This is a genomic window from Trinickia sp. (genome assembly GCF_051953405.1).
Lineage (GTDB): Bacteria > Pseudomonadota > Gammaproteobacteria > Burkholderiales > Burkholderiaceae > Trinickia.
This window is the reverse complement of sequence record NZ_JBQCIV010000082.1, coordinates 114530-137333: the sequence shown is the minus strand read 5'-3', so window position 1 is coordinate 137333 and position 22804 is coordinate 114530. Positions and strand designations below refer to the sequence as shown.

The window sequence follows — 22804 nt, the reverse complement described above, 5'->3', positions numbered from 1 at the left end:
GACGGTGAAGCAGCCACCACGGGTGGCCGACATCACACACGCTTGTCAAAGAACAAGACGGATTGCCTGCTGTTCGAAACCGCAGACCACGGGCGTCATTTCCTGGTGCGCGTGCGGGAGAACCACATGGAAGCTTGCGGCGGTGAGCCCGGGTTCTCCCCCGCGCTCACAGTTGCTTGGCCACAGCCGGTGCGACCGTTGGCGCGGGTGCAGCAGGCTGGGGCAGTTTGCTTGCAGCAGCCATGGCCGCCCGATGAAACGAATTGGCCAACGCGATTTCTTTTTCGGTCGCAGGCAGTTTTTCGATAGCACGGATGGATACCCTGGTAATCCAACATTTATCCGCCACTGAAGCGGAGCCAGGACTAACCATAATGCGAGCGAAGCGGCCGGCATCAGCCTTGTCTTTAATATCCGTTACCATCAATCTGCCCAGGGCGAGCGTCGCGGCTTGGTACTCCGAAGATGTAGGTACGTGCTCTGGATCATGACGGACGCTTGCGTGCAATATTGCCGCGGATAGACCCATGTACTCATCAGCGTCGTCATCCGTGAAGTTGGCGAACGTCATTAGGCGGCTGGTGATCGCTGCGGGATTGCTCTCCCCGTAGCAGTTGTCGGGCAGATGCGCCGCGGCAACTCGTGCGTACAACGACCAAAACTCTGCTCTCTGGGCCGGCGTAATCCTCGATAGACCATCCGCGAAGAGATACTGCCCAGCCGCACTCTGGGGAGGGGGAAAGCCGTGTGCGAATCGTGCCTTGAGATCGGGGGCATTGCGGATAGCGCGGTCCCATTTGAGTAGGATTTCCGCCTTTTTCGTCCCGGGCTGCACACCAAGTTGTTTGAGCCTTTGTTCTTCGATCGCTTGCTCCAACAGGGCTTCAGCGCTGGTCACCGCCGCTTCGTCCTTCATCGCGGCGGACTCGGCCTGTCGTTTGGACGCTGTCACAGGACGGTCTACAGTGCAGCCGCTGACGGCAACGATGCAAACAACTGCAAACGCCACAATATTAGCTTTCATAGAACCCCGCTTCTTCCTTTTTCATCGTTATGTTTTCCTGCCTATCGGGAACATCGTCGGCCGCCCTTCTGCCGCGTCCATCCAGTGGGTCGGCTCGTAGCCGTTCTCACGGGCCAGCCGCCGTGCATCGAGAGGCGTCATGGCGCCGTCGAGATCGACGTGCTCGGCTCGGTTTTCGTCTCCGGCTCGGAGGAAGAACGCCTTCGCCGGATGACGCTGCGCGACCTCCCGGTACCTGTTTATCGGCTTGTGCCGTGATTACTTAATCAACTGCATCCCTGCGACCTTCGACGCCGCCACGTCGAACGTTGCGGTGTACTCGCACTCGGCTACATACCCCGACCGCTCGATCAGACAGTCCGCAAAATCGGACTTCGCAGACGCCACGAAAACACGAAGCGCCTTTCGAACCGTGTCGGCAGCTTCAAGAACCAATTCCTTCGTGCCGATCATCGAATCGATGATGTCTTTCATCTGCTCGCGCTCAACGCCGTAACAGCGACCGAGCACCCATACGACTTCGATCAGCGCGGCCTGCGAAACGTACCCCGGCCGTTCGGCCGACAGCGATTCCATCAGCGCCGTCGCCTTCTTCGACTGCACGGCGTCGTCCTGCGCGAAATAGCGGACCAACACGTTCGTATCCAATCCGATCATCGCGCGGATGCCCCCTGCTCGGCGATGGCCCGGTTCATGTCTTCGATCGACACCGGTTTCGCCGGCTTCTTCACGATGCCTTTCAGTGACGCGAGCGAGCGCGTGGCCGGATAGAGCTCATACCGGCCCGTCGCCTCGTTGAAGCTGAATTCGATTCGGTCGCCGGACTTGAGACCAAGCTGACTGCGCACGTCTACCGGAATGGTGACCTGGCCCTTCGAAGTGATAGTTGCTGCTGTCATGGTAATACCCCCCAATATTCCTTACTTTATGGTAAGGCAAAAGGAAAAGCAAGGGCACGGACTCACCTCGCCGCCCGAGACGTCGTAGCCCCCCGCGGAATCGTGCGTCTTGCATTTAGCGAATCGCTCTAAATCGTCCTAATCTTTGAGTGTCAGGGCGGCTTTTCCGCCGGCGGCGACGCACTTGCATGCGTCGAAAACGATGAAAATCCATCCGTTGCCGCGAATTGCGTCGATTCGCCAAGCGCGCCCGCCCGCGTGGCTGCGCCTATGGCTTGGCGCCTTTGCGGCCGCGTTCCTCACGCTTCATCCGCTCGCGGCTCGTCCCACCGGGACCGAGACCGCACCAACCGGCGAGGTCGTCGTCATTCCCGTCGTGGGCGCAATCGGTCCGGCGAGCGCGGATTTCATTACACGCTCGCTCGCCCGCGCCGCAAAAGAGCAAGCGCAACTGGCCGTCATCGAACTCGACACCCCCGGCGGGCTCGATACGTCGATGCGGCAGATTATCAAGGCGATCCTCGCCTCGCCCGTGCCCGTCGCCGCCTTCATCGCGCCCGGCGGCGCGCGCGCCGCGAGTGCCGGCACGTATATCGTCTATGCCTGCCATGTCGCTGCCATGGCGCCCGGCACCAATCTCGGCGCGGCCACGCCGATTCAACTCGGCGGGCCCGGTATCGGCTCGCCCGAGCCGGCCCCCGCCCCCGCCGCCAAGCGGACGACCGACCGCGATAAGCCGGCCTCCGCACCGGCACTGGCCACCGATACGCAATCGACCGAAACGCGCAAGCAAATCGACGATGCAGCCGCGTACATCCGCGGCCTGGCTCAGTTGCGAGGGCGTAACGCGGCCTGGGCCGAACGTGCCGTACGGGAGGCCGTCAGCCTCTCGGCCAGCGAAGCGCTCGCAGAGCACGTCGTCGATCTCACCGCCCGGGACTTGCCGGATTTGATGACCCAGCTCGATGGCCGCACCGTCGAGACGGCAACCGGCGCACACCCGCTCAGAACCGCGAGCGCCCGAATCGTGACACTCGAACCCGATTGGCGCAGCCATGTCTTGGCCGTGGTGACCGATCCGAACGTCGCCCTGATCTTGCTGACGATCGGCATGTACGGCCTGTTCTTCGAGTTCGCCAACCCCGGCTTCGTGCTGCCCGGCGTGGCCGGCGCGATTTGTCTCCTGATCGGTCTGTTCGCGCTACAACTGCTGCCGATCAGCTATACGGGCCTGGCACTGATCTTTCTCGGCATCGCCTTTCTGATCGCCGAGGCCTTCCTGCCGACGTTCGGCACGCTCGGGTTCGGCGGCATCGTCGCGTTCGCCGCCGGTGCGCTGATGCTGATCGATACCGACCAGCCGGGCTACGGCATCCCGCTGACGACGATCGCCGCGATCTCCGCGGTGGGCGCCGTCTTCGTCTTCTTCGTCTCGAGTTTCGCCTACCGGGCGCGACGCCGGCCCGTCGTCTCGGGCGGCGAAGCGCTCGTCGGCAGCGTCGGCGAGATTATCGATACGGCGCTCGCCCCCACCGCCGCCGACGCGCAAGGTGCAGCCAGCACCGGTTGGGCGCGCGTGCACGGCGAGCGCTGGCGCGTGTGCGCCAGCGCACCGTTGGCGGCCGGCACGCGCATTCGCGTCACGGGCCGGCGCGGCCTGACGCTCGACGTCGTGTCGGCGGAACAAGCACAACAAAAAGGAGTGTCCCCATGATCGGCTTCACCTTCAGCTTCGGCACGATCTTGGTTTTGATCGTCATCGTCTTCATCGCTTCCTCGATTCGCATCTTTCGGGAATACGAACGCGGCGTCGTCTTCCTGCTCGGGCGTTTCTGGAAGGTAAAAGGCCCCGGCCTCGTGCTCATCATGCCGATCGTGCAGCAAGCGGTGCGGATGGACCTGCGGACGATCGTCTTCGACGTGCCGCCGCAAGACGTCATCACGCGCGATAACGTCTCGGTCAAAGTCAGCGCCGTCGTCTACTTCCGCGTCGTCGATCCCGAAAAAGCCGTCATCCAGGTGGCCCGTTTTCTGGAGGCGACCAGCCAGCTTTCTCAAACCACGCTGCGCGCCGCGCTCGGCAAGCACGAACTCGACGCCCTGCTGGCCGAGCGCGAACAACTGAACGCCGACATTCAAAAAACGCTCGACGCCCAAACCGATGCATGGGGCATCAAGGTGTCGAACGTCGAGATCAAGCACGTCGACATCAACGAGACGATGATCCGCGCCATTGCGCGGCAAGCGGAAGCCGAACGGGAGCGGCGCGCCAAGGTCATCCACGCGGACGGCGAACTGCAAGCCTCGCAAAAGCTGCTGCAAGCCGCGCAGACGCTCGCGCAGGAGCCGCAGGCGATGCAATTGCGCTACCTGCAGACGCTGACGACGATCGCCGCCGATAAGAATTCCACGATCGTGTTCCCGCTCCCCATCGACTTGCTGAGCACGCTGCTCGATCGACGCTGAGCCGCCCGCCGCTTCCCGACCTGCCCGAAACTTGCGCTGCGCTAGCGCAGGCGCGGGGTCGCTATTACACTGTGCGGCTTGTCTGCGGAAAGGCTCGCGAAGCGCGGCCCGCCGCCGCGTTCGATAGGAGACGCCACCTCATGAATCAAGTCAAAGCCCTTCCGCTTTCGGAATCGGCCAAGCGCTATTTCGGTTTCGGCGAAGCCGGGACGAACCTACGCACGGAAATACTGGCCGGCCTCACCACGTTTCTGACGATGGCCTACATCATCTTCGTCAATCCCGCGATCCTCGGCGACGCGGGCATGCCGAAGGCGGCCGTGTTCGTGGCAACGTGTCTCGTGGCCGCCATTGCCACGCTGATCATGGGCCTGTACGCGAACTACCCGATTGCATGCGCGCCCGGCATGGGGCTCAATGCCTATTTTGCCTATACGGTCGTCAAAGGCATGGGCTTCACCTGGGAAGCCGCGCTCGGCGCCGTCTTCATCTCGGGCTGTTTGTTCATGGTCGTCACGCTGCTCGGCATACGCGGATTGATCGTGAATGGGATACCCCGCTCGATCCGCGCCGCCATTACCGGCGGCATCGGGCTCTTTCTCGCGATCATCTCGCTGAAGACCGCGGGCATCATCGTCGGCAACCCGGCCACGCTCGTCACGCTCGGCGATCTGCGCAAGCCCGACGTCGCGCTCGCGGCCATCGGCTTCTTCGCCATCGTGACACTCGATGTGCTGCGCGTGCGCGGCGCCATCCTGATCGGGATTCTCGGCGTCACCGTCCTGTCGTTCTTTTTCGGCGGAAACCAATTTCACGGCATCTTCTCCGCACCGCCTTCCATTGCGCCGACGCTCTTTCACCTCGACATCCGGGCCGCGCTTTCCACGGGCGTACTCAACGTCATTCTCGTGTTCTTTCTCGTCGAGCTGTTCGATGCCACCGGTACGCTGATGGGTGTGGCCAACCGGGCGGGGCTACTCGTCGAAGGGAAGATGAACCGCTTGAATAAGGCGCTGCTCGCCGACAGCACGGCCATCGTCGCGGGCTCGCTGCTCGGCACGTCTTCCACCACCGCTTACATCGAGAGCGCTTCGGGGGTGCAGGCCGGCGGCCGCACGGGCGTCACGGCGATCACCGTCGCCGTCCTGTTTCTGGCGTGCCTGTTCGTCGCGCCGTTGGCCGGCGTCGTCCCGGCGTACGCCACCGCGCCCGCGCTGCTCTACGTATCGTGCTTGATGCTGCGGGAACTGGCCGACCTGCCGTGGGACGATGCGACCGAAGTCGTGCCGGCCGTGTTGACGGCCCTCTTGATGCCGTTCACCTATTCGATCGCCAACGGCGTGGCGTTCGGCTTCATCACCTACGCGGGCCTGAAGCTCCTCACGGGCCGGGCGCGGCAAGTGAAGCCGATCGTCTGGATCATCGCCGCGGTCTTCCTGTTCCGCTTCTTCTATCTAGGCGGGGGATGACGCATGACGCCGCGTCCGAGCGGACACGGCCCATCGAGCCGCCGCCGCGATGCGGCGGCTTTTTATTTGCGCGGGCAGCATGCCCCGAGGCAAACGCGCTAGGCGCGCGCGTTCGCTTCGAAGAATCTCACATACCCGCTGCGCAGCGTGACGCACTGAGCGCTCGTCTCGGCCAGCAGCCTGCGCGTGGCGGCTTCGATCCGCTGACGATGCGCGTCGAACGCACCGACCATATCCTCGAGCCTCGGCGACGCCGCGCCGAAGTGATCCTCGAGCGCTTCCGCCGTAATGCTGCACCAGATCCGCTCGCCGTTCACGAGAGCGGGAAAGGCGACTTTCAGCTCGCGCCCCGAATACTCGGGCGCTTCGTGGGGAAAACTGATCTGCATGGGATTCGCCTTTGCCGTGACGAAAACACACCGCGGACCGCGCCGAATGGGAGTGCTTCCTTCTTGCTGGAAGCGCGGGGCTGACCGGCGAGAAGCACGCCTCTTCGCCGATTGCATTTACTTTAGGATGTTTGCGGCGGCGAGCAAGTTTTCCTTGCGGATCGGCGTTCGGGCCTCTTCCCTATGATGAAATGGGCCGCTCTTGCAGACGACGATCAATAGGAGTCCGAACGGTATTTAAGCCCGTTCGTCGATTGCCGACCGCGCCCGCCTAACGACTGAGGGTTACGGCACGGGCGCTAGAAATCGCAGGCTTGCGGTAAGCTCGGACATGCTGCATTGCACATCCCCTCCTCTTCGTTGCGTACAAAATGACTTCACGGCCCGCGTCCCCCATCGTCCGCATCGAGCCGCAGGGGTACACTTTCGAATCGCCTTCGTCGCTCTCGTTGCTCGAGGCGGCCTCGGCCGCCCGCATCAAGCTCCCGCGCTCCTGCCGCAACGGCACTTGCCGTACGTGCATGTGCCGTCTGGTAAGCGGCAGCGTATCCTACCGGATCGAGTGGCCGGGCCTTTCTCGGGAGGAAAAGGCCGAGGGCTGGATTTTGCCTTGCGTGGCCGTGGCCCATACCGATCTGGTCATCGCCGCGCCCGAGGCCGAGGCTTAAGCAGCAGCCTGAAATTTCTTTTCCGGCCCCGCTTGGCGTTAGAATGCACGCGCTCCATGCTGGTGCATCGGCAACAGACCGATGCCGCATGCGGTGCCTTTCCAACGACTCGAAGTGTCCGCATCATGCTTACCGAACATGACCTCCGTCGCCTCGACGCGCTCTACCAGTCGCTCGAGCAGGCCACGGAACGCTTCCTCGGCTATCCGGTCTCGAAAGATTTCGAGACGGGGCCGCTCGAACGCTTTCTGCGCTTTCCTCTGAACAATCTTGGCGATCCGTTCGTCGATTCGACCTTCGCGGTGGGGACGCGCGAACTCGAACGCGAAGTCGTCGGCTTCGTCGCGGATCTTCTGCGCGCGCCGCCCGGCGACGTCTGGGGCTATGTCACCAACGGCGGCACCGAGGGCAATCTTTACGGGCTGTATTTGGCCCGCGAGCTGTTGCCGCGCGGAATCGTCTACTTTTCCGAGGACACGCATTACTCGGTGGCGAAGAACATTCATTTCCTCGGGTTGCGCTCGATCACGATCCGCAGCCAAGCCAACGGCGAAATGGATTACGAGGATCTTGCGGAGACGCTGCGCATCAATCGCGACAAGCCGGCCATCATCTTCGCCAACATCGGCACGACGATGACCGAGGCGCGCGACGACATCGGCACCATCAAGGGGCTGCTCAACCGCTTTGCGATTCGCGAGCACTACATCCATTCGGATGCCGCCCTGTGCGGCGGCTTCGCGCCGTTTCTCGATCCGCGGCCGGCCTTCGATTTCGCCGATGGGGCCGACTCGGTTTCGATCAGCGGACACAAATTCTTCGGCTCGCCGATTCCCTGCGGCGTCGTGATCGCGCGCAAGCGCCACGTCGAGCGGATCGCGCGTTCGATCGGCTACATCGGCTCGCTCGACACCACGATCACCGGCTCGCGCAACGGCTTCACGCCGCTCGTGCTGTGGTATCGGATCAAGTCGCTCGGGGTCGAAGGACTGCGCGAGCGTGCACGGTCGGCGCTCGAACTCGCCGCCTACGCGCTCAAGCGCATGACGGACGCGGGCATCGCCGCTTGGCGCAATCCGCAGGCGCTCACCGTCGTCTTTCCGAAGGTTAGCGATGCACTGAAGGCACGCTGGCAGCTCGCCACCCAGGGCGAACAATCGCATCTGATCGTGATGCCCAACGTCACGCGCACGCAAATCGATGCGCTAGTGGACGATATGATTGCCGAACGCGCCAGCGCCGGCGAGCCCGGTATGGCCACGACATCCCATTCAATTCAAAAGCAGGGCTGCGCATGAATTCTCTTACCGTGATCACCACGGACCGCACGGGTTTGATCGCCGAACTTTCCGGGCTACTCGCCTCGCACGGCATCAACGTGGCGGCAATGGACGGCCGCGCCGTCGGCACGAACGCGATCCTGCATATCGACGTCGACGATCTCTCGTCGGCCATGACCGTGCTGACGCGCGCCGGCTGCCAAGTCATGTCGGACGAGGTCCTGACGTTGCAAGTGGAGAACATGCCCGGCGCGCTGGCGCGTGTCGCGAGCGAGTTGGCCGCGGCGGACCTCGATATTCGGATGATGCGTACGGTCAGCCGCGAAGCCGAAAGCTGCATCGTCACGATGGCCACGAGCGACAACGAACGGGCAAGGCACTTGCTGGCCGATCGGCTCGTCTGAGGTTGCGCGGCGCGGCGGAATTGGAGCATTCCATGGATTTCGATGTCATCGTGCTCGGGGCGGGCATTGTCGGCGTGTCGTGTGCCATTCACCTGCAAGACCGGTCGCGACGTGTCGCACTGGTCGATAGGCGCGCGCCGGGAGAGGGAACGAGCTTCGGCAACGCCGGGCTCATCGAACGATCGGCGGTGGTCCCCTACGCCTTCCCGCGCAGCCTCGGCACGTTGCTGCGTTACGCCCGCAATCGGTCGACCGATCTGTACTGGGACGTCAAGGCGCTACCCTCGTTCGCGCCTTGGCTGGCGCGCTATTGGCACGAATCGTCGCCTAGCCGTCTCGCCGTGGCTGCGCGCGACATGCTCCCGCTGATCCAACGATGCGTGGACGAACACGATGCGTTGCTGGCGCGCGTAGGCGCGAACGCCGCTACGCTCGTTCGCGGCAGCGGATGGATCGAAGCATTTCGGACGCCGGGCGCGTTTTCCGCGGCTGCCCAACAGGCGAATGCGTTAGCGGCCGCGCACGATCTGCACCTCGACACGCTCGATCGCGCGGCGCTGCACCAACGCGAGCCCTCGCTATCGGAGGCGTTTTGCGGCGGCCTGCATTGGCGCGACCCTAAAAGCGTGACGAACCCCGGCGCGTTGACCAAAGCGTATGCCGCCCTGTTCGAAGCCGGCGGTGGAACGATTTTGACCGGAGATGCCGCGACGGCACACGCCGAAAGCGACGCATGGACCGTCCGAACGGAGGGCGGCACGATCAGCGCACGCGAACTCGTCGTGGCGCTCGGCCCATGGTCGGACACCGTTTTCGCGCCGCTCGGCTACCGCATCCCGTTGCGCGCCAAACGCGGCTATCACATGCACTACGAGGCGACGCGCGCGGCGACGCTGGGGTGCCCGATCCTCGATCGAGAGCAAGGCTATGTCATCGCGCCCATGCAGCGCGGCTTGCGTTTGACCACCGGTGTCGAACTCGCCGCCCGCGGAGCGCCGCCAACGGGTATCCAGCTTGCCCGCGCCGAGGCCCACGCGCGCGCCGCCTTCGGCTTGGGTCAGCGTCTCGATGCGCAGCCTTGGCTTGGGCTGCGCCCTTGCACGCCCGACATGCGGCCGGTGATCGGCCAAGCGTCGCAACATCGCGGCCTGTGGTTCGCGTTCGGCCATGCGCATCACGGCCTCACGCTCGGCCCCGTCACGGGCCGGCTGTTAGCCGAAATGATGACCGGGCAAACGCCGTTCACGGACCCGACGCCCTACCGGCCGGCACGCTTTTAAGGCGCGGCGCTGCGCCGCTACCACACCCTAGTGCAAAAATGCGTACTGATTTGTGCAAATTGACGTAACCGCAACTCGATTATTTCGATTTGGAGAATTGTGTTTCTACGGAGATAACGATAGCGATCCTGGCCGGACCCGAATACATTTAGAAAGCTCGAGTCCAGGAGCTGCTATGAGGACCAAAAAGTCTCACGCTATAGACGTTAGCCGCGTCCAAATCGAAATTCTAGAACAATCCGACACCACGCTAATCATCCGTTGGGTAGAGCCGGGCCGTTGCCATTATGGGGAACAGCGCTGGCGCCGCCGCTCGGCGAATTCATCGGGGACCTGTATCGTATCGCGCCGGGCAATTCGCCGAGGCGATGCGGTATTTCGCCCCGCGGAACGTCCGGCGCCGGCCAATGCCGCAGCGATGATCTCCGTGGATGCGTTTCGTCGAGCTGTCGAGGAATAACTCTATTTAGCTGTCGCGGCATCCCTACGATTCTCGGTAGTTGCACATTATTCGCTTCCATGTCTAATTCAGCGCGCAGTACGCACGCCCCTGTCCGTCGCCGTTGTCGCAATTGTTCAGGCGCGCGTCGCCTTCTGGCAACTGCGATCTCCTAGCGCTGCCGATATTCATGCGGTGAGCGTGGGCATTGTGCGCCGCGCCGCCGCCGCAGGCTGTCCGTCGGACAGCCTTCGACGCCCGCCCGCCGATCGGGTGCACCGCACGCGAATATCGCCATGCCAACTTCGCTCTCGATTCGCGGCGGCCTCGCCGCCGCCATTGCCGGCTACACGGCCTTGCTCATGCTCGTCATTGCCGGCGCGATCGCCATGCTATCGGCGGGCAACGCCGCGCTCGGCGCCATGTACCGCGACGACACGGCGTCGCTGCTTCATCTGAAAACGAGTTCCGAACGGTTGCTCGTCCTGCGAGGCGGACTGAGCGAAGTCGAGCAATTGATCAGCGCCGGTCAACCGGCAAAGGCGCAAATCGTACGCTTGCACCAATTGTTGGCTCAGAGCAATGACGAATTGGCCGCCTATCGACAATTGCACACACCGGACGCCGACGAAAAGAAGCTGCTCGATACGCTGATCGACGCGCGGCAGACGCTGTTGAAGCAAACGATACAAAAGGCCCTCTCGCAATTGGACGACGACGATCAGGTCGATTTCCTCTCGACCCAGCGCGAAGCGCCGCCCGCCCTGTTCTCCGCCTATCAAGACGCGATCGCTGCCCTCGAAAACCTGCAGGTGGACCGGGAAAAGGCGCGTTTCGACGCAGCCGACACACGTTTTCACCGTGCGCTCTGGATACTCGGCGCCGCCGGGGCATTCGCGCTCGTCATCGGCTTCGTGACGCAACGTACGCTGTCTCGTGCAATCGTCGCTCCGGTCAATGCGGCCGTCGACCATTTCAATCGCATTGCGCAAGGGGACTTGACGCACAGTGCCACGGTTGCGCGGGCGAATGAAATGGGCCATTTATTGAACCGGCTCAATCAGATGCAAAGCGGACTGGCCAGTACGGTCAGCCAAGTTCGCACGAGCACGGAATCGATCGTCGGCGACGCTCGCACGATCGCGCATGGAAATATGGAATTGTCCGATCGCACCGAGCAGCAAGCCGCGTCGTTGCAAGAGGCGGCCGCCAGCATCGAGCAGTTGACCGCCACCGTGCGCCAAACGAGCGATAACGCGCGCAATGCCCGCACCTATGCATCGAACGCCGCGGACATCGCGCTCAAAGGCGGCGCGGCAATGGCGCGCGTCGTCGATACGATGAGCGCCATCTCGACGAGTTCGACGCATATTGCCGGCATTGTCGGCGTCATCGAAGGCATCGCGTTCCAGACCAACATCCTTGCGCTGCACGCCGCCGTGGAAGCGGCGCGCGCCGGAGAGAACGGCCGCGGGTTCGCCGTGGTGGCCGCCGAGGTGCGCAATCTCGCGCAGCGCTCGGCGTCCGCGGCGAAGGAAATCAAAACGCTGATCGGCGACTCCACGCAACGCGTCGACGGCGGCAGCGCGCTGGTGGGCGAAGCCGGCGCGACGATGGCCGAATTGGCGGATGCGGTGGCCCGCGTTCGCACGATCATCGCCGAGATCAGTCTCGCCTCCGAGCAGCAATCGATCGGCATAGAGCAAGTGAACGCGTCGGTCGCGCACATGGAGCAAGCGATGCAACGCAATGCCGCTTTGGCCGAAGAAGCCTCGGCGGCGGCCGCTTCGCTCGAAGACCAGAGCCGCCGCCTCGATCAAGCCGTCGCGCGATTCCGGCTCCCGCCCGACGCGCTCTGACGGGCGGATACCATCGGCAAGGCGATTCGGTTCTATCGGCCGGCAATGTGGTTTGGTCTACTTGGGTATGCCGCGTCATGGGGTATTCGTACGAGCCATGCGCGTTTTATTGGAGACCAGGACTTACTGCTATGTCGACTCCCGATCGTTCTCACCAATTCGTCCTCACGCTGGCCTGTCCTAGCGCCGCGGGGCAAGTCGCGGCCGTCGTCGCCCTGCTCGACAAGCATGGCGGATATATCGACGAACTTACCGTTTTCGACGACGATCTGAGCGAACGCTTTTTCATGCGCTGCGTTTTCCATGGGACCCAAGCGCACGATTCGCTACACGGCCACGCCGCCTCGCTCGATCTCGACGGCCTCAAATCGGAATTCGCCCCGATCGCCGCCGGTTTCGACATGACGTGGGCCATTCACGATGCCAACGTGCGGCCGAAGGTGCTGCTCATGGTATCGAAGCTGGAGCATTGCCTCGCCGACTTGTTGTTTCGCTGGCGCATGGGCGAAATGAAGATGGACATCGTCGGCATCGCATCGAACCACACGACGCTCGAGCCGATGGCCGTGCAGCACGGCCTGCCGTTCCATTACCTGCCGCTCACGCCGGACACGAAAGCCCGCCAGGAGGCACGCCTACTCGACTTGTTCGAGACGACCGGCGCCCAATTGATGGTGCTCGCGCGCTACATGCAAATTCTTTCGGAAGAAACGAGCCGCAAGCTCGCAGGACGTGCGATCAACATTCACCACTCCTTCCTGCCCGGGTTCAAAGGGGCGAAACCGTATCATCAAGCCCACGCGCGCGGCGTGAAACTGATTGGCGCTACGGCGCATTTCGTGACCGACGACCTCGACGAAGGGCCCATCATCGAGCAAACCGTCGAGCGCGTGGATCACTCGCATAGCCCCGAACGGCTGCTGGCCGTCGGACGCGATGTCGAATGCATCACGCTCGCGCGAGCCGTGAAGGCGTTCATCGAACGCCGAGTGTTCATCAACGGCGAGCGCACGGTCGTGCTGCAGTAGAAAAAAAAGACGGGGCGCAACGGCCGTCTCGGCCGCGCGCCCCGGATGGGACACTCAATGCGGGCAATGCCCGCGATGCATTACTTCGCGTCGACCGTCCACTCCGAAACCCGATTCGGATGCGCCGACACCCACTCCTTCGCGGCTGCCTCGGGCTTCGTGCCGTTCTCGGCGGCGAGCATCACGCTATCGATTTCACCCGGCTTCCACTGGAACTTCTTCAAGAACGCGACCACTTGCGGCGCCTTTTTCTCGAGTTCCGGGTTGATCACGTTGTCGACATGCTCGGCCCCGCCGAACACCTGCTTCGGGTCGTCCAAGAACTTGAGTTTCCATTTCGCGAACATCCAATGCGGCGCCCAACCCGTGACCACGATCGGCTTGTTCGCATGAATATCGCGCGCGAGTTCGGCCGTCATCGCACTGCCCGAACTCGGCATCAACTGGTAGCTGAGGTTGTACGCCTTGATCGCATCGTCGGCCTTCTTCATCACGCCCGCGCCCGCATCGATCCCCACGATCCGTCCGTCGAAAGCGGCCTTCTGCGCTTCGAGATCGGCAATCGACGTCACCTTGGCGTCGCTCGGCACCACGAGCCCGATCTTCGCATCGTTGAAGTTGGCGCCGACGTCCTCGACCTTCGATTTGTACTGTGCCCAGTACGCGCCATGCGTCGCCGGGAGCCAGGCCGAGAGCGTCGCGTCCAGATCGCCGCGCGCCACGCCGCCCCACATCACGCCGGCGGCCACCGGCACGAGTTTGACGGGATAGCCCAGCTTCGTTTCGATCACTTGTGCCGCGACGTTCGAGGTCGCCACACTGTCGTCCCAGCCTTCGACATAGCCGATTTTGATCGTCGGCTTGCCGTCGGCAAGCGCCGGAACGGTGGCAGCAAGCGCCGCGCCCAACGCGGCTGTCAGCATTAACTGTTTAAAAAGCTTCATGGTCACATCTCCTGGTCGTCCATCCGCGGCGCGGGTGTTACAAACTTTAGATTCGGTAGCCAAAAATCGTCTTGGAGTGCGCTTTCCGACATGCGCTTGTCCACGAACGACGAGCGTCCACCGTTATTTTTCAACCACTAGATCGCTGAGCGGCTTGCTGCAGCAAAGCAACACCATCCCTTGATCGATTTCGCGCTGACGGATGCCGCCATTGTGGCTCATCTGAACCTGCCCCGAAACCAGCTTGACCTTACATGTACCGCACATGCCCTGCGTGCATGACGACGGCAGACGGACGCCCGCACGTTTGGCCGCATCGAGCACATGCTCGTGCCCGCCGCATTCGATATCGCGACGCATCTTCGTAAAGGTGACCGAGAACTTCGTCTCGCCCTGCGCCGGCGCATCTTGTACCGGCGCGGCGGCGCCCTCCGAAGCCGCGGCTTGCTCGGCCGCCGGCAGCGCATCGAACGAGAAGCTCTCCTCGTGATAATGCGTTCGATCGAAACCCGCTTCGTCGAGCATCGCCCGTACTGCTTTCATATACGGTGCAGGACCGCAAGTAAAGATCTCGCGTTCCATGAAATCCGGCGCGATCAATCGCAGCAGCGGCAGCGTCAGAAAGCCGGTGATCCCCGGCCAATTCGTCCGGCTGCCTTGCCGCTCGCAAACGAACGAGGTGCGAAAGTGCTGCTGATTCGACGCAATGAGATCGAGTTCGCGCGCGAAGATGATGTCGTCGGGCGTGCGGGCGCTATGCACGAAAACGATGTCGCGGTCCTCGCCCAATTCGTGGTGCGACCGGCTCATCGACATCAGCGGCGTAATGCCCGAGCCCGCGGATAAAAATAGATACTTTCCGGCCGCATGCCGCGCACACGTGAATTCGCCTGCCGGCCCGAGCACGCGCACCGAATCGCCCGCACGCAGCGTGTCGTGCAGCCAATTCGATACCTTGCCTCCCGGCACGCGCTTGACCGTAATCGAGATCGTATGGGGCCGAGTCGGCGCCGACGAGATCGTATAGCAGCGATTGATCGTCTCGCCGTCGATCTCGAGTTCGAGCGTAATGAATTGCCCTGGCTCGAACGAGAACGTCCGCCCTTCCTTCGACATGAAGAAGAAGCTCTTCACGTCGTGCGTTTCCTGCCGAACCTGGCAGCAAACCAGCGTTTCCTCGACGTCGCTCGTCCACGGCGCGCCCAGCGCCCGCCAGAATGCGGGTCGCGTAAGGCGTGCGTCTTGCGGCTCGAATGTTTGCGCGTCTCGCATCATGTTGTGCCTCGTCTATCGGCTAGGCTTGGACGTGCGCGCCCAGACGCCGAATGTACCAATCGCAGAACTTCTCCACGAGCCCTTCCGTAAAGGGCGAATACGGCCCCGGTTCGTAGGCGCTGCTGCCCGAGCCGCGCTGCGAGAATTCGACGAGCGCGCGATCTTGCGCATTCGTGGCGTTCCACACGGCCGTCAAGTTTTCCACGTCGTAATCGACGCCTTCCACGGCATCTTTGTGCACAAGCCATTTCGTGCGGACGAGCGTCTTGCCGGCGGAGAGCGGGATCACCGAGAACGTCACGATGTGATCGCTCATGAAGTGATGCCACGAATTCGGTTGGGTCCAAAACGAGAGCCCGCCGAGATCGGCACGTTGGAATTCGCCAAGCAGCTTCTTCGACGCCACCTTTGCGTCGAGCGTCTGCGATTCGCCGTCGCGATCGAGCGGCAGGCGCTGGGTTCGGAAGCCCGTGACGTCGCTCAGCCGGTCGATTTCGACCGACGGCAGGCTCAGCGCCTCCCATTGCGCCGCGCGTTCGACGCACGTGCGTTCGAAAGCGGCCATCCCTTCGGCATTGGCAGGCGACGGCTGATAGCCGAAGCCGTATTCGTAGAGCGAAATCGTCAGCTCGGGATGGTTCGCGACGCAGTGATAGCACTCGCGATTGTTCTCCATCGTCAGCTTCCAATTGCCTTCTTCGATGATGTCCACCTGCGCCGCGATCTTGCAGCTGGGCAGATCGTGCGGCAGGACATACGGCTCCATCGCCGCGCGCATCGTCGCAAAGTCGACCGGCGGCTCCTCGGCCAGGCAGATGAAAATCAATCCCCCCAGGCTTTCGACGTGCACGCTCTTCAGGCTGTGCTTGCAGCGATCGAACTTTTCGCCCATATGTTCGGCGAACATCAACGCGCCGCTCAGGTTGTAGGTCCAGCTGTGATAGGGACAGACGATATTACCGACGGTGCCGCGCGCTTCGTTGCACAGCCGAGCGCCCCGGTGGCGGCATACGTTGTGGAATGCGCGAACCGACATGTCGTCGTCGCGGACGATCAAAACCGATTCGCCCGCCAGCTCGACGGTGACGTAATCGCCCGGTTCGGGAATATCGGGCTCGACCGCAACGTGAATCCAGTGCTTGCGGAAAATCGCTTCCATATCGAGCGCGAAGATGTCCTCGCTGTGGTAAAACGGCGCCTCCAGGCTGTAGCCCTCTTTGCGCCGTTCGATGAGCGCGCGAATGTCTGCGGATACGGTCATGTCTGCTCCGAATGCTTAGCGTACTTTCAGGTACTTTTACGTGCTTGACGTGCTTAGGTGCTATACGAGTCGAGTGCTTATTGCTCGCATCGCCCGCCGGGGGCGGCTGCAACGCTTGCCATTCAGTAATCGATGAGTCGATGCTCGCGCAAATACCCTAGGATGGCTTGTGCTTTTTCGACTGAAGTCCCTTCAATTACGACGTTTCCGCCACGGCTTTCGGTGGTCGTCGCCGTCAGCATCCGGGCATGCCCGGAGCGCTTCTCGGCGGCTGCGAGCTTGATCGGCTTACGCTCCACGGCCGCGATTTGCCATGCATCGGCGCTGGGCTCGCGAGCCGATTCGACCCGGTGCGGTTCGACGGTGCCGGCGCACGCGCGCGCATAGGCATAGCGCGGGATGGCGGCCGCTTGCGGATGGATGGCCACCACCGTCGGCAAAGCCGCATCGACGCTGCGGCGAAATCCCTTCGGCAAGAACTGCGTCACCGCGAGCCGGTCGCCTTCCAGCGTCAGATCCAGCGCGGAATCGACCAGCGTGTAGCCGAGCGCATCGGCCAGCCGGTACGGCAGCATGCCGGTGTCGTACGCGCCCTCGGCGCGCGTGCCCGTCAGCACGAGCGGTATGCCGCGCAGACGTTCGGCGAGCAGCGCCGCCGCATCGTCGCCATCGCCGCATGCCAAGACGTCGACCCGCGGCGCACCGAGCGCCAAGTAATCCGTCAGGGCGAGATTCGCGGGGTCGCCCGCGTGCAGCACCTCGAGTTGCGCGCCGTGCGCCCGTGCGAGCGCCCGCGCGATTTCGAGCGCCGAGGCGTCGTTGCGGCTGTAGCACGAGACGCCGCTCACGCGATGGCGCCCGACCGACACGAGTACGGCGATTCGATCCAGCTTTACTTGTGCTTTCATGCTGCCACGCCCTCACGAAGGTTGGTTCCCGCGCCCGCGACGATCGGTGCGGCGCGCACTTGCTTCGCTTGCTCGACGGCCTGCGTCAACGCGGCCATCGTCGCCTGCGCGTCGGCGATCAGCGTCAAGTTCGCGCGCTTGGCAATCGGCGCCGCCGCATCCAGATTGACCGCAATCACGTGCCGGCAGTCTTTGATGCCCTGCAAATGCTGCACGGCACCCGAGATCCCGAACGCGATATAGACGCTGGCGTTGACGGTTTTTCCGGTCGCGCCCACTTGCTTGTCGCGCGTGAAGTGACCGTTGTCGACGGCGACGCGGCTGGCGCCGACCGCGGCCCCCAACGCCCGGGCCAAGGTCTCGAAGCCGGCGATGTCGGTCACGCCGTTGCCGGCCGAGATAATGAAGTCGGCCTCCTCGAGCGCAACCTGCGCCGCGTCGAGTTGATTCGTGCCGCGGTCGGCATAGCGGCCCGATTGCGCGAATTCGGTTACCGTACCGCTGGCGGGCGGCGCGAGACGCTCGCCAGCGCCGACGAACGGCAGCTTCGCGGAGACGGCCTCGGGATCGAGCAAGATCACGTCGGGCCACGTGCGGGTGGCGAACGAGCGGCCCCCATTCGCGTAGCAACCGACGTGCTGCGCGTCGATTTCGACGACGTGCGTGGCGATGCTCGCCTTCGCTTGCGCGGCATAGCGGCGGCCCAAGTCTCCATCGCCGGTCGCGTTGTCGGGCATCAAGATGTGCGCGGGCGCAAAGGCCGCGACGCAATCGCCGATTGCCGCAACCGCTCGATCGGGGGCGAATGCGGGCCTGGCAAGGGCCGGCCATTCGACGACCTTGTCGGCGCCGAGCGCGGCCGCATCGTCGGTCAATTCGCCCAATACCAGCAACACGACTTCCGTTTGCGTGTCGGCGACGATCGCGGCGGCGGCCACTGCTTGCCGCGCGTGCTCGTCGAGCGCCCCACGGTCGCTATGGGCCACAACCAGCAAGCGGCGCTTGCCCGCCTCGCACACGCGCTTCGGTTTAGGCGCCGGGGCATGCGCCGCCCGCGGCGCTCCGATGCTCAGCGCGTCGCTTGCATCGGCCGTGCGCGCTTCGCCGAGCGTGATGCGTCGCAGGCCCGATGCGGCGATGACGAACGGCCGGCGCGGATCGATTCGTTTGACGGTGTTCATGGCTTATCACTCCAGCGCGGCGGCGACGAGTTCGGCAACATCCAGCACCTCCGGCCGAGGCCCGACCACCCCTTCGAGCATGGCCGTGCAGTTCGGGCATCCGACCGCGACCACGTCCGCGCCGATGGCACGCGCGTCGCCCATGCGAATGTCGGGAATCCGTGCTTTGCCGGGGATATCGGTCAGCGGCGCCCCGCCGCCGCCCCCGCAGCACCGTCCGCGCATACCATGGCGCTCCATCTCCACCACCTTGATGCCGATCGATTTCAGCACGCGCCGCGGCGCCTCGGTTTCGCCGTTATACCGGCCGAGGTAGCACGGATCGTGATAGGTGATGCGTTTGTCGGCCAACGCGGCCGAAGCCTTCGGCGAAAGCCGGCCGCTGTCGACGAGTTCGGCGACGAGGCTCGTGTGATGCTGAACCTCGTAACGCGCGCCGAACGCACGATATTCGTTGCGCAAGCTATGCATGACGTGAGGATCCGCCGTCACGATCCGCTTGAAGCTCAATGCACCGAGCGTCGCGATCATGCGCTTCGCCATGCGTTGGAAGGTCGCTTCGTCGCCGAGGCGGCGAGCGACGTCTCCCGTGTCGGCTTCCTCGCCGCCGAGTACGGCGAAGTCCACGCCCGCTCGATTCAACACCTTGACGAGCGCCCGCAGCGTGCGTTGGTAGCGCATGTCGAACGCGCCCTCTCCCGCGACGAGCAGCACATCGACCGGGACGCCCGGCTGCGCCACGCGAGCGTTCAAATCGACGGCCCAGTCGTAGCGAGCCCCGATGTCGTAGCCGCCCGCACTACCGGTTTCGCGCAGGTTGGCGAGCACTTCGGGCGCCTTGCCCGGCAGGTCGCCTTCCGTCAGCGTTCGATTGCGCCGCATGTCGACAATCGCATCGACATGCTCGATCAACATCGGACACTCCTGAACGCAGGCACGGCACGTCGTGCACGACCAGATCGTGTCCGACTCGATCAATCCCGAAACGATCGGTCCGTTCGGGCCGCCGCCGTGCCGCCCGACGACGATGCCCGGCGTCGGGCTCCCCGCATAGGCCGCATCGGTGCCGCCCACCATGCCGACGACGAGATCCTGGATCAGCTTCTTCGGATTGAGCGGCTGCCCGGCCGCGAAGGCGGGACACGCCGCTTCGCATTTGCCGCATTGCACGCAGGCATCGAAGCTCAGCAACTGGTTCCAGCGGAACTCGACCGGCTTCGCGACGCCGTAGTCGGCTTGCGCGAGGTCCGGCACCTTGAGCGCGGTGGGAGGAACGCCGTCGCCGCTGCCCGTGTAAGCGTCGCGCGTGGCGGCAAAGCGTTCCTGCCGCGGGTGGAACGCCAGATGCAGCAGCCCGGCGATGGCGTGCTTCATCGGCCCGCCCTTCGCCGCCCCCATCGTCATCGCGAACGCGCCGATGCCGATCAGCACCGCGCAGATCACGGCAAACGCGCGCGACATGGCCGCGGCCGGCACGAGCGTGAATAGCACCAGGCCCAGCGCAAACGACCCCAACAACCACGGCAGGGCATTCCAAGGACCACGCGAGAGCCGTGCTGGCACGTTCTTCGCGTGGCGACGCCGCCAGACGAAGACGGCGCCGATCAGCATCGCGAGCGCCGCGAGAAAGATCAGCTTGTCGAGCCACGGCGAGTAGAGTGCAAGGCCGTAGTTGACGAAGACGAGTGCGAGCGCGGCGATGGCCCCGCCCGCGGTCGCAACGTGCGTCTTGGCGATATAGGGGTCGCGCGCGACGACGTGGTGCAGGTCGACGAAATAGCGCTTAGGGATGGCGAACAGGTGGCCGATGCCGAATGCGCCCGGCGCCGTGGCGCGCCCCAATCGCCAATACGCGGCGCGCTTGAGCACGGCGAACGCCAGCCCCGCAACCGACAGCCACAGCAGCACCGTGATGAGAAATGCCGGGCTCATGATTAGAAGTCCTTGCAAAGCCGCAACGAGTCGTAGATCGCGCCGTGGATGTTGTGCATCGAAATGCAATCCCCGACGCGGAACAGAAGGAATCTGCCGTTGCCCAACTCTTCCGACAAGCACGGCTGCGGCTCGGCCGCGAACAGTTTGTGCACGTCGATTTGTCCGCGATTGACCGATTCCGGTTTGAGCGACCAATACAGCGAATCGTTAGGCGTACTCCCGTTTTCGATCACGACTTGATCGACGGCGCGCTCTTCCTGCTCCTCCGTGTATTCGTTGCGCAGCACGGCAATCGTCTTGCCGTCTTCCTCGTACACGCGGTCTAGCCAGTAATTCGGCGTGTGGACGACACCTTGCGCATACAGGCGCCGATAGAAAATCGGGAACGTCGTTCCGCCGCAATCGTCGGCCACTTTGACGTCGGGCGTCACGATCTCGACGTTCGAGCCGCGGCTCGAGATGAAATCGGCCACGCCCGCGCCGGCGTGCGTACTGACGCCGTCATAGACGAGCACGTTGCGCTTCGGCTCGACCCGGCCGGAGAGAATGTCCCACGAGCTGACGGCCAGCCCTTCGGCGACGCCCCATCCGGGCACCTGATCCGAGAAGGCGCGCCCGCCCGTCGCCAGCACGATGATGTCCGGCTTCTCGGCCATGATCGTTTTCGCATCGGCTTGCACGCCGAGACGCCGATCGACGCCCAGCCGCTTGGTTTCCATATCGAACCAGCGCACGATGCCCGCCATCTGCTCGCGTTGCGGCGCCTTCGAAGCGAGGAGGATCTGGCCGCCGACTTCCGTGTTCTTTTCGAACAGGACGACGTCGTGACCGCGCGATCGCGCGACGCGCGCCGCCTCGAGCCCCGCGGGCCCCGCACCGACCACCACCACCTTGCGTTTCGGCCCGCGCGATTTTTCGATCACGTGCGGCATCGTCGCTTCGCGCGAGGTGGCCGCGTTCTGCACGCACAGCACGTCCAGGCCGTTGTATTGACGATCGATACAGTAGTTCGCCCCAACGCATTGCTTGATTTCGTCCTCGCGCCCGTCGCGGATCTTGATGACCATGTGCGGATCGGCGATCTGGGCACGCGTCATGCCGACGAGATCGATCATTCCCGAGGCCAGCAAGCGCTCGGCCTGCCCCGCATCGCGGATGCTCTGCGCATGCATGACGGGAAGCTTCACGACCGACTTGATGCCGGCCGCCAAATGGACGAACGGCTCCGGCGGCAGCGCCATCGGCGGCATGCAGTTGGCCAGCGTGTTGTGCGTATCGGCACCAGAGCCGATCACGCCGAGGTAGTCGATGAGCCCTGTCTCCGACATCGCCTGCGCGATCTCCTTCAACTGCTCGTGATCGAGCCCGTCCTCGTGGAACTCGTCGCCGCACATCCGCAGTCCGACCACGAAATCGGGACCCACGGCTTCGCGCACCGCCGTCAACACTTCGACGCCGAAACGCAGACGATTGGCCAGCGAGCCGCCCCATTCGTCGGTCCGGAAATTGGTGCGCGGGCTCCAGAACTGGTCGATCAGATGCTGGTGAGCGGCCGAGATTTCGATGCCGTCCATGCCCGCTTGCTGAACGCGTTTGGCCGCGGCAGCGAAATCGCCGATGATGCGGCGGATCTCCTCGACTTCGATGATCTTCGCATTCCCGCGGTGAACCGGTTCGCGCACGCCCGAGGGCGTCATCAGATGCGGCCAATGCTCGCCGTGAAAGGCCGAACGGCGACCCATGTGCGTCGCCTGAATCATGATCTTCGCGCCGTGGCGATGCATCGCTTCGGCCAGCCGGCTCAGCGGATCGATCACGCGATCGGTCGACAAATTCACCGATTTCCACCAGCCTTGGGGGCTATCGATCGATACCGGGCTCGATCCGCCGCACACCGCCAAGCCAACGCCGCCCTTCGCTTTTTCCTCGTAGTAGCGGATATAACGGTCACCGGGCAATCCGCCCGGCTCCGCATAGACTTCCGCATGCGCCGTGCTGACGATGCGGTTACGCAGCGTGAGCTTGTTCAGCGTCATCGGTTTAAACAGATGGGGGTAGCGCATGTCGATCGACCTCGAGCGTATTCTTTGACGAA

21 protein-coding genes are annotated in these 22804 nt (G+C 63.6%); 10 read left to right on the top strand and 11 right to left on the bottom strand.

Features of this window, described 5'->3' with window-relative positions:
- Nucleotides 1-166: 166 nt before the first annotated feature.
- The 3 genes from ACTHN9_RS14275 to ACTHN9_RS14265 all read right to left on the bottom strand — a co-directional run bounded on the left by ACTHN9_RS14275 (nt 167) and on the right by ACTHN9_RS14265 (nt 1923).
- The gene (locus tag ACTHN9_RS14275) at nt 167-1024 is read right to left on the bottom strand and encodes a hypothetical protein (protein WP_440537413.1); all 858 of its coding nucleotides are present in this window, start codon (nt 1022-1024) and stop codon (nt 167-169) included.
- Nucleotides 1025-1282: 258 nt separating this feature from the next.
- Entirely contained in the window at nt 1283-1681 is a 399-nt protein-coding gene (locus ACTHN9_RS14270) for a PIN domain-containing protein (protein ID WP_440537412.1), read from the bottom strand.
- A complete protein-coding gene (locus tag ACTHN9_RS14265) occupies nt 1678-1923 on the bottom strand; it encodes an AbrB/MazE/SpoVT family DNA-binding domain-containing protein (protein ID WP_440537411.1) in 246 nt (81 codons plus the stop codon). Before ACTHN9_RS14265 ends, ACTHN9_RS14270 begins: the two co-directional genes overlap by 4 nt.
- Before the next feature lie 202 nt (nt 1924-2125).
- Between ACTHN9_RS14265 and ACTHN9_RS14260 the strand changes: the two genes are divergently transcribed.
- The 3 genes from ACTHN9_RS14260 (at nt 2126) to ACTHN9_RS14250 (ending at nt 5858) form a co-directional block, all read left to right on the top strand.
- A complete protein-coding gene (locus tag ACTHN9_RS14260; protein WP_440537410.1) occupies nt 2126-3637 on the top strand; it encodes an NfeD family protein in 1512 nt (503 codons plus the stop codon).
- A complete protein-coding gene (locus ACTHN9_RS14255; protein ID WP_440537409.1) occupies nt 3634-4389 on the top strand; it encodes a slipin family protein in 756 nt (251 codons plus the stop codon). The genes ACTHN9_RS14260 and ACTHN9_RS14255 overlap by 4 nt, the downstream gene beginning before the upstream one ends.
- Before the next feature lie 140 nt (nt 4390-4529).
- Nucleotides 4530-5858 carry an NCS2 family permease gene (locus ACTHN9_RS14250; protein ID WP_440537408.1) on the top strand — a complete coding sequence of 443 codons (1329 nt, stop codon included), beginning with the start codon at nt 4530-4532 and terminating at the stop codon, nt 5856-5858.
- Between the two features lie 98 nt (nt 5859-5956).
- On the opposite strand, the gene ACTHN9_RS14245 is transcribed toward ACTHN9_RS14250, so the two are convergent.
- Nucleotides 5957-6247, bottom strand: a complete 291-nt coding sequence (locus ACTHN9_RS14245) for a DUF1488 domain-containing protein (RefSeq protein WP_440537407.1) — start codon at nt 6245-6247, stop codon at nt 5957-5959.
- A 371-nt stretch (nt 6248-6618) separates the two neighbouring features.
- Between ACTHN9_RS14245 and ACTHN9_RS14240 the strand changes: the two genes are divergently transcribed.
- The 7 genes from ACTHN9_RS14240 (at nt 6619) to purU (ending at nt 13205) form a co-directional block, all read left to right on the top strand.
- Nucleotides 6619-6915: a 2Fe-2S iron-sulfur cluster-binding protein gene (locus ACTHN9_RS14240; RefSeq protein WP_440537406.1), complete on the top strand. Its 297-nt coding sequence runs from the start codon at nt 6619-6621 to the stop codon at nt 6913-6915.
- A 125-nt stretch (nt 6916-7040) separates the two neighbouring features.
- Nucleotides 7041-8213, top strand: a complete 1173-nt coding sequence (locus ACTHN9_RS14235) for a histidine decarboxylase (protein ID WP_440537405.1) — start codon at nt 7041-7043, stop codon at nt 8211-8213.
- Nucleotides 8210-8599 carry an ACT domain-containing protein gene (locus ACTHN9_RS14230; RefSeq protein WP_440537404.1) on the top strand — a complete coding sequence of 130 codons (390 nt, stop codon included), beginning with the start codon at nt 8210-8212 and terminating at the stop codon, nt 8597-8599. Before ACTHN9_RS14235 ends, ACTHN9_RS14230 begins: the two co-directional genes overlap by 4 nt.
- Before the next feature lie 32 nt (nt 8600-8631).
- Nucleotides 8632-9879: an NAD(P)/FAD-dependent oxidoreductase gene (locus tag ACTHN9_RS14225; protein WP_440537403.1), complete on the top strand. Its 1248-nt coding sequence runs from the start codon at nt 8632-8634 to the stop codon at nt 9877-9879.
- A gap of 175 nt (nt 9880-10054) precedes the next feature.
- A complete protein-coding gene (locus tag ACTHN9_RS14220; protein ID WP_440537435.1) occupies nt 10055-10339 on the top strand; it encodes a DUF3331 domain-containing protein in 285 nt (94 codons plus the stop codon).
- Between the two features lie 275 nt (nt 10340-10614).
- Nucleotides 10615-12177 carry a methyl-accepting chemotaxis protein gene (locus ACTHN9_RS14215; RefSeq protein WP_440537402.1) on the top strand — a complete coding sequence of 521 codons (1563 nt, stop codon included), beginning with the start codon at nt 10615-10617 and terminating at the stop codon, nt 12175-12177.
- A 131-nt stretch (nt 12178-12308) separates the two neighbouring features.
- Nucleotides 12309-13205, top strand: a complete 897-nt coding sequence (gene purU / locus ACTHN9_RS14210) for a formyltetrahydrofolate deformylase (RefSeq protein WP_440537401.1) — start codon at nt 12309-12311, stop codon at nt 13203-13205.
- Between the two features lie 80 nt (nt 13206-13285).
- On the opposite strand, the gene ACTHN9_RS14205 is transcribed toward purU, so the two are convergent.
- From ACTHN9_RS14205 to ACTHN9_RS14175, 7 genes are all read right to left on the bottom strand, one after another.
- Nucleotides 13286-14149 carry a glycine betaine ABC transporter substrate-binding protein gene (locus ACTHN9_RS14205; protein WP_440537400.1) on the bottom strand — a complete coding sequence of 288 codons (864 nt, stop codon included), beginning with the start codon at nt 14147-14149 and terminating at the stop codon, nt 13286-13288.
- 123 nt (nt 14150-14272) lie between these two features.
- Nucleotides 14273-15424, bottom strand: coding sequence for an FAD-binding oxidoreductase (locus ACTHN9_RS14200; RefSeq protein WP_440537399.1), 1152 nt, complete (start codon nt 15422-15424; stop codon nt 14273-14275).
- Nucleotides 15425-15443: 19 nt separating this feature from the next.
- Complete coding sequence (locus ACTHN9_RS14195) at nt 15444-16685, bottom strand: aromatic ring-hydroxylating oxygenase subunit alpha (protein WP_440537398.1); 1242 nt, start codon at nt 16683-16685, stop codon at nt 15444-15446.
- A 122-nt stretch (nt 16686-16807) separates the two neighbouring features.
- Entirely contained in the window at nt 16808-17593 is a 786-nt protein-coding gene (locus ACTHN9_RS14190; protein WP_440537397.1) for an electron transfer flavoprotein subunit beta/FixA family protein, read from the bottom strand.
- A complete protein-coding gene (locus ACTHN9_RS14185) occupies nt 17590-18774 on the bottom strand; it encodes an electron transfer flavoprotein subunit alpha/FixB family protein (RefSeq protein WP_440537396.1) in 1185 nt (394 codons plus the stop codon). The genes ACTHN9_RS14190 and ACTHN9_RS14185 overlap by 4 nt, the downstream gene beginning before the upstream one ends.
- 6 nt (nt 18775-18780) lie before the next feature.
- On the bottom strand, nt 18781-20706 hold the full coding sequence (locus ACTHN9_RS14180) for a (Fe-S)-binding protein (protein ID WP_440537395.1): 1926 nt from the start codon (nt 20704-20706) through the stop codon (nt 18781-18783).
- Between the two features lie 2 nt (nt 20707-20708).
- Nucleotides 20709-22772 (bottom strand): oxidoreductase, encoded by a 2064-nt coding sequence (locus ACTHN9_RS14175; RefSeq protein ID WP_440537394.1) that lies wholly within the window; start codon nt 22770-22772, stop codon nt 20709-20711.
- Nucleotides 22773-22804: the final 32 nt, after the last annotated feature.

Bases quoted from the DNA above. Each gene is read 5' to 3' on its own strand.
- ACTHN9_RS14250 (WP_440537408.1), top strand. From the start codon at position 4,530: ATGAATCAAGTCAAAGCCCTTCCGCTTTCGGAATCGGCCAAGCGCTAT.
- purU (WP_440537401.1), top strand. From the start codon at position 12,309: ATGTCGACTCCCGATCGTTCTCACCAATTCGTCCTCACGCTGGCCTGT.
- ACTHN9_RS14270 (WP_440537412.1), bottom strand. From the start codon at position 1,681: ATGATCGGATTGGATACGAACGTGTTGGTCCGCTATTTCGCGCAGGAC.
- ACTHN9_RS14265 (WP_440537411.1), bottom strand. From the start codon at position 1,923: ATGACAGCAGCAACTATCACTTCGAAGGGCCAGGTCACCATTCCGGTA.
- ACTHN9_RS14245 (WP_440537407.1), bottom strand. From the start codon at position 6,247: ATGCAGATCAGTTTTCCCCACGAAGCGCCCGAGTATTCGGGGCGCGAG.
- ACTHN9_RS14175 (WP_440537394.1), bottom strand. From the start codon at position 22,772: ATGCGCTACCCCCATCTGTTTAAACCGATGACGCTGAACAAGCTCACG.
- ACTHN9_RS14225 (WP_440537403.1), top strand. From the start codon at position 8,632: ATGGATTTCGATGTCATCGTGCTCGGGGCGGGCATTGTCGGCGTGTCG.
- ACTHN9_RS14220 (WP_440537435.1), top strand. From the start codon at position 10,055: ATGAGGACCAAAAAGTCTCACGCTATAGACGTTAGCCGCGTCCAAATC.
- ACTHN9_RS14180 (WP_440537395.1), bottom strand. From the start codon at position 20,706: ATGAGCCCGGCATTTCTCATCACGGTGCTGCTGTGGCTGTCGGTTGCG.
- ACTHN9_RS14235 (WP_440537405.1), top strand. From the start codon at position 7,041: ATGCTTACCGAACATGACCTCCGTCGCCTCGACGCGCTCTACCAGTCG.
- ACTHN9_RS14185 (WP_440537396.1), bottom strand. From the start codon at position 18,774: ATGAACACCGTCAAACGAATCGATCCGCGCCGGCCGTTCGTCATCGCC.
- ACTHN9_RS14275 (WP_440537413.1), bottom strand. From the start codon at position 1,024: ATGAAAGCTAATATTGTGGCGTTTGCAGTTGTTTGCATCGTTGCCGTC.
- ACTHN9_RS14230 (WP_440537404.1), top strand. From the start codon at position 8,210: ATGAATTCTCTTACCGTGATCACCACGGACCGCACGGGTTTGATCGCC.
- ACTHN9_RS14190 (WP_440537397.1), bottom strand. From the start codon at position 17,593: ATGAAAGCACAAGTAAAGCTGGATCGAATCGCCGTACTCGTGTCGGTC.
- ACTHN9_RS14215 (WP_440537402.1), top strand. From the start codon at position 10,615: ATGCCAACTTCGCTCTCGATTCGCGGCGGCCTCGCCGCCGCCATTGCC.
- ACTHN9_RS14195 (WP_440537398.1), bottom strand. From the start codon at position 16,685: ATGACCGTATCCGCAGACATTCGCGCGCTCATCGAACGGCGCAAAGAG.
- ACTHN9_RS14255 (WP_440537409.1), top strand. From the start codon at position 3,634: ATGATCGGCTTCACCTTCAGCTTCGGCACGATCTTGGTTTTGATCGTC.
- ACTHN9_RS14200 (WP_440537399.1), bottom strand. From the start codon at position 15,424: ATGATGCGAGACGCGCAAACATTCGAGCCGCAAGACGCACGCCTTACG.
- ACTHN9_RS14240 (WP_440537406.1), top strand. From the start codon at position 6,619: ATGACTTCACGGCCCGCGTCCCCCATCGTCCGCATCGAGCCGCAGGGG.
- ACTHN9_RS14260 (WP_440537410.1), top strand. From the start codon at position 2,126: ATGAAAATCCATCCGTTGCCGCGAATTGCGTCGATTCGCCAAGCGCGC.
- ACTHN9_RS14205 (WP_440537400.1), bottom strand. From the start codon at position 14,149: ATGAAGCTTTTTAAACAGTTAATGCTGACAGCCGCGTTGGGCGCGGCG.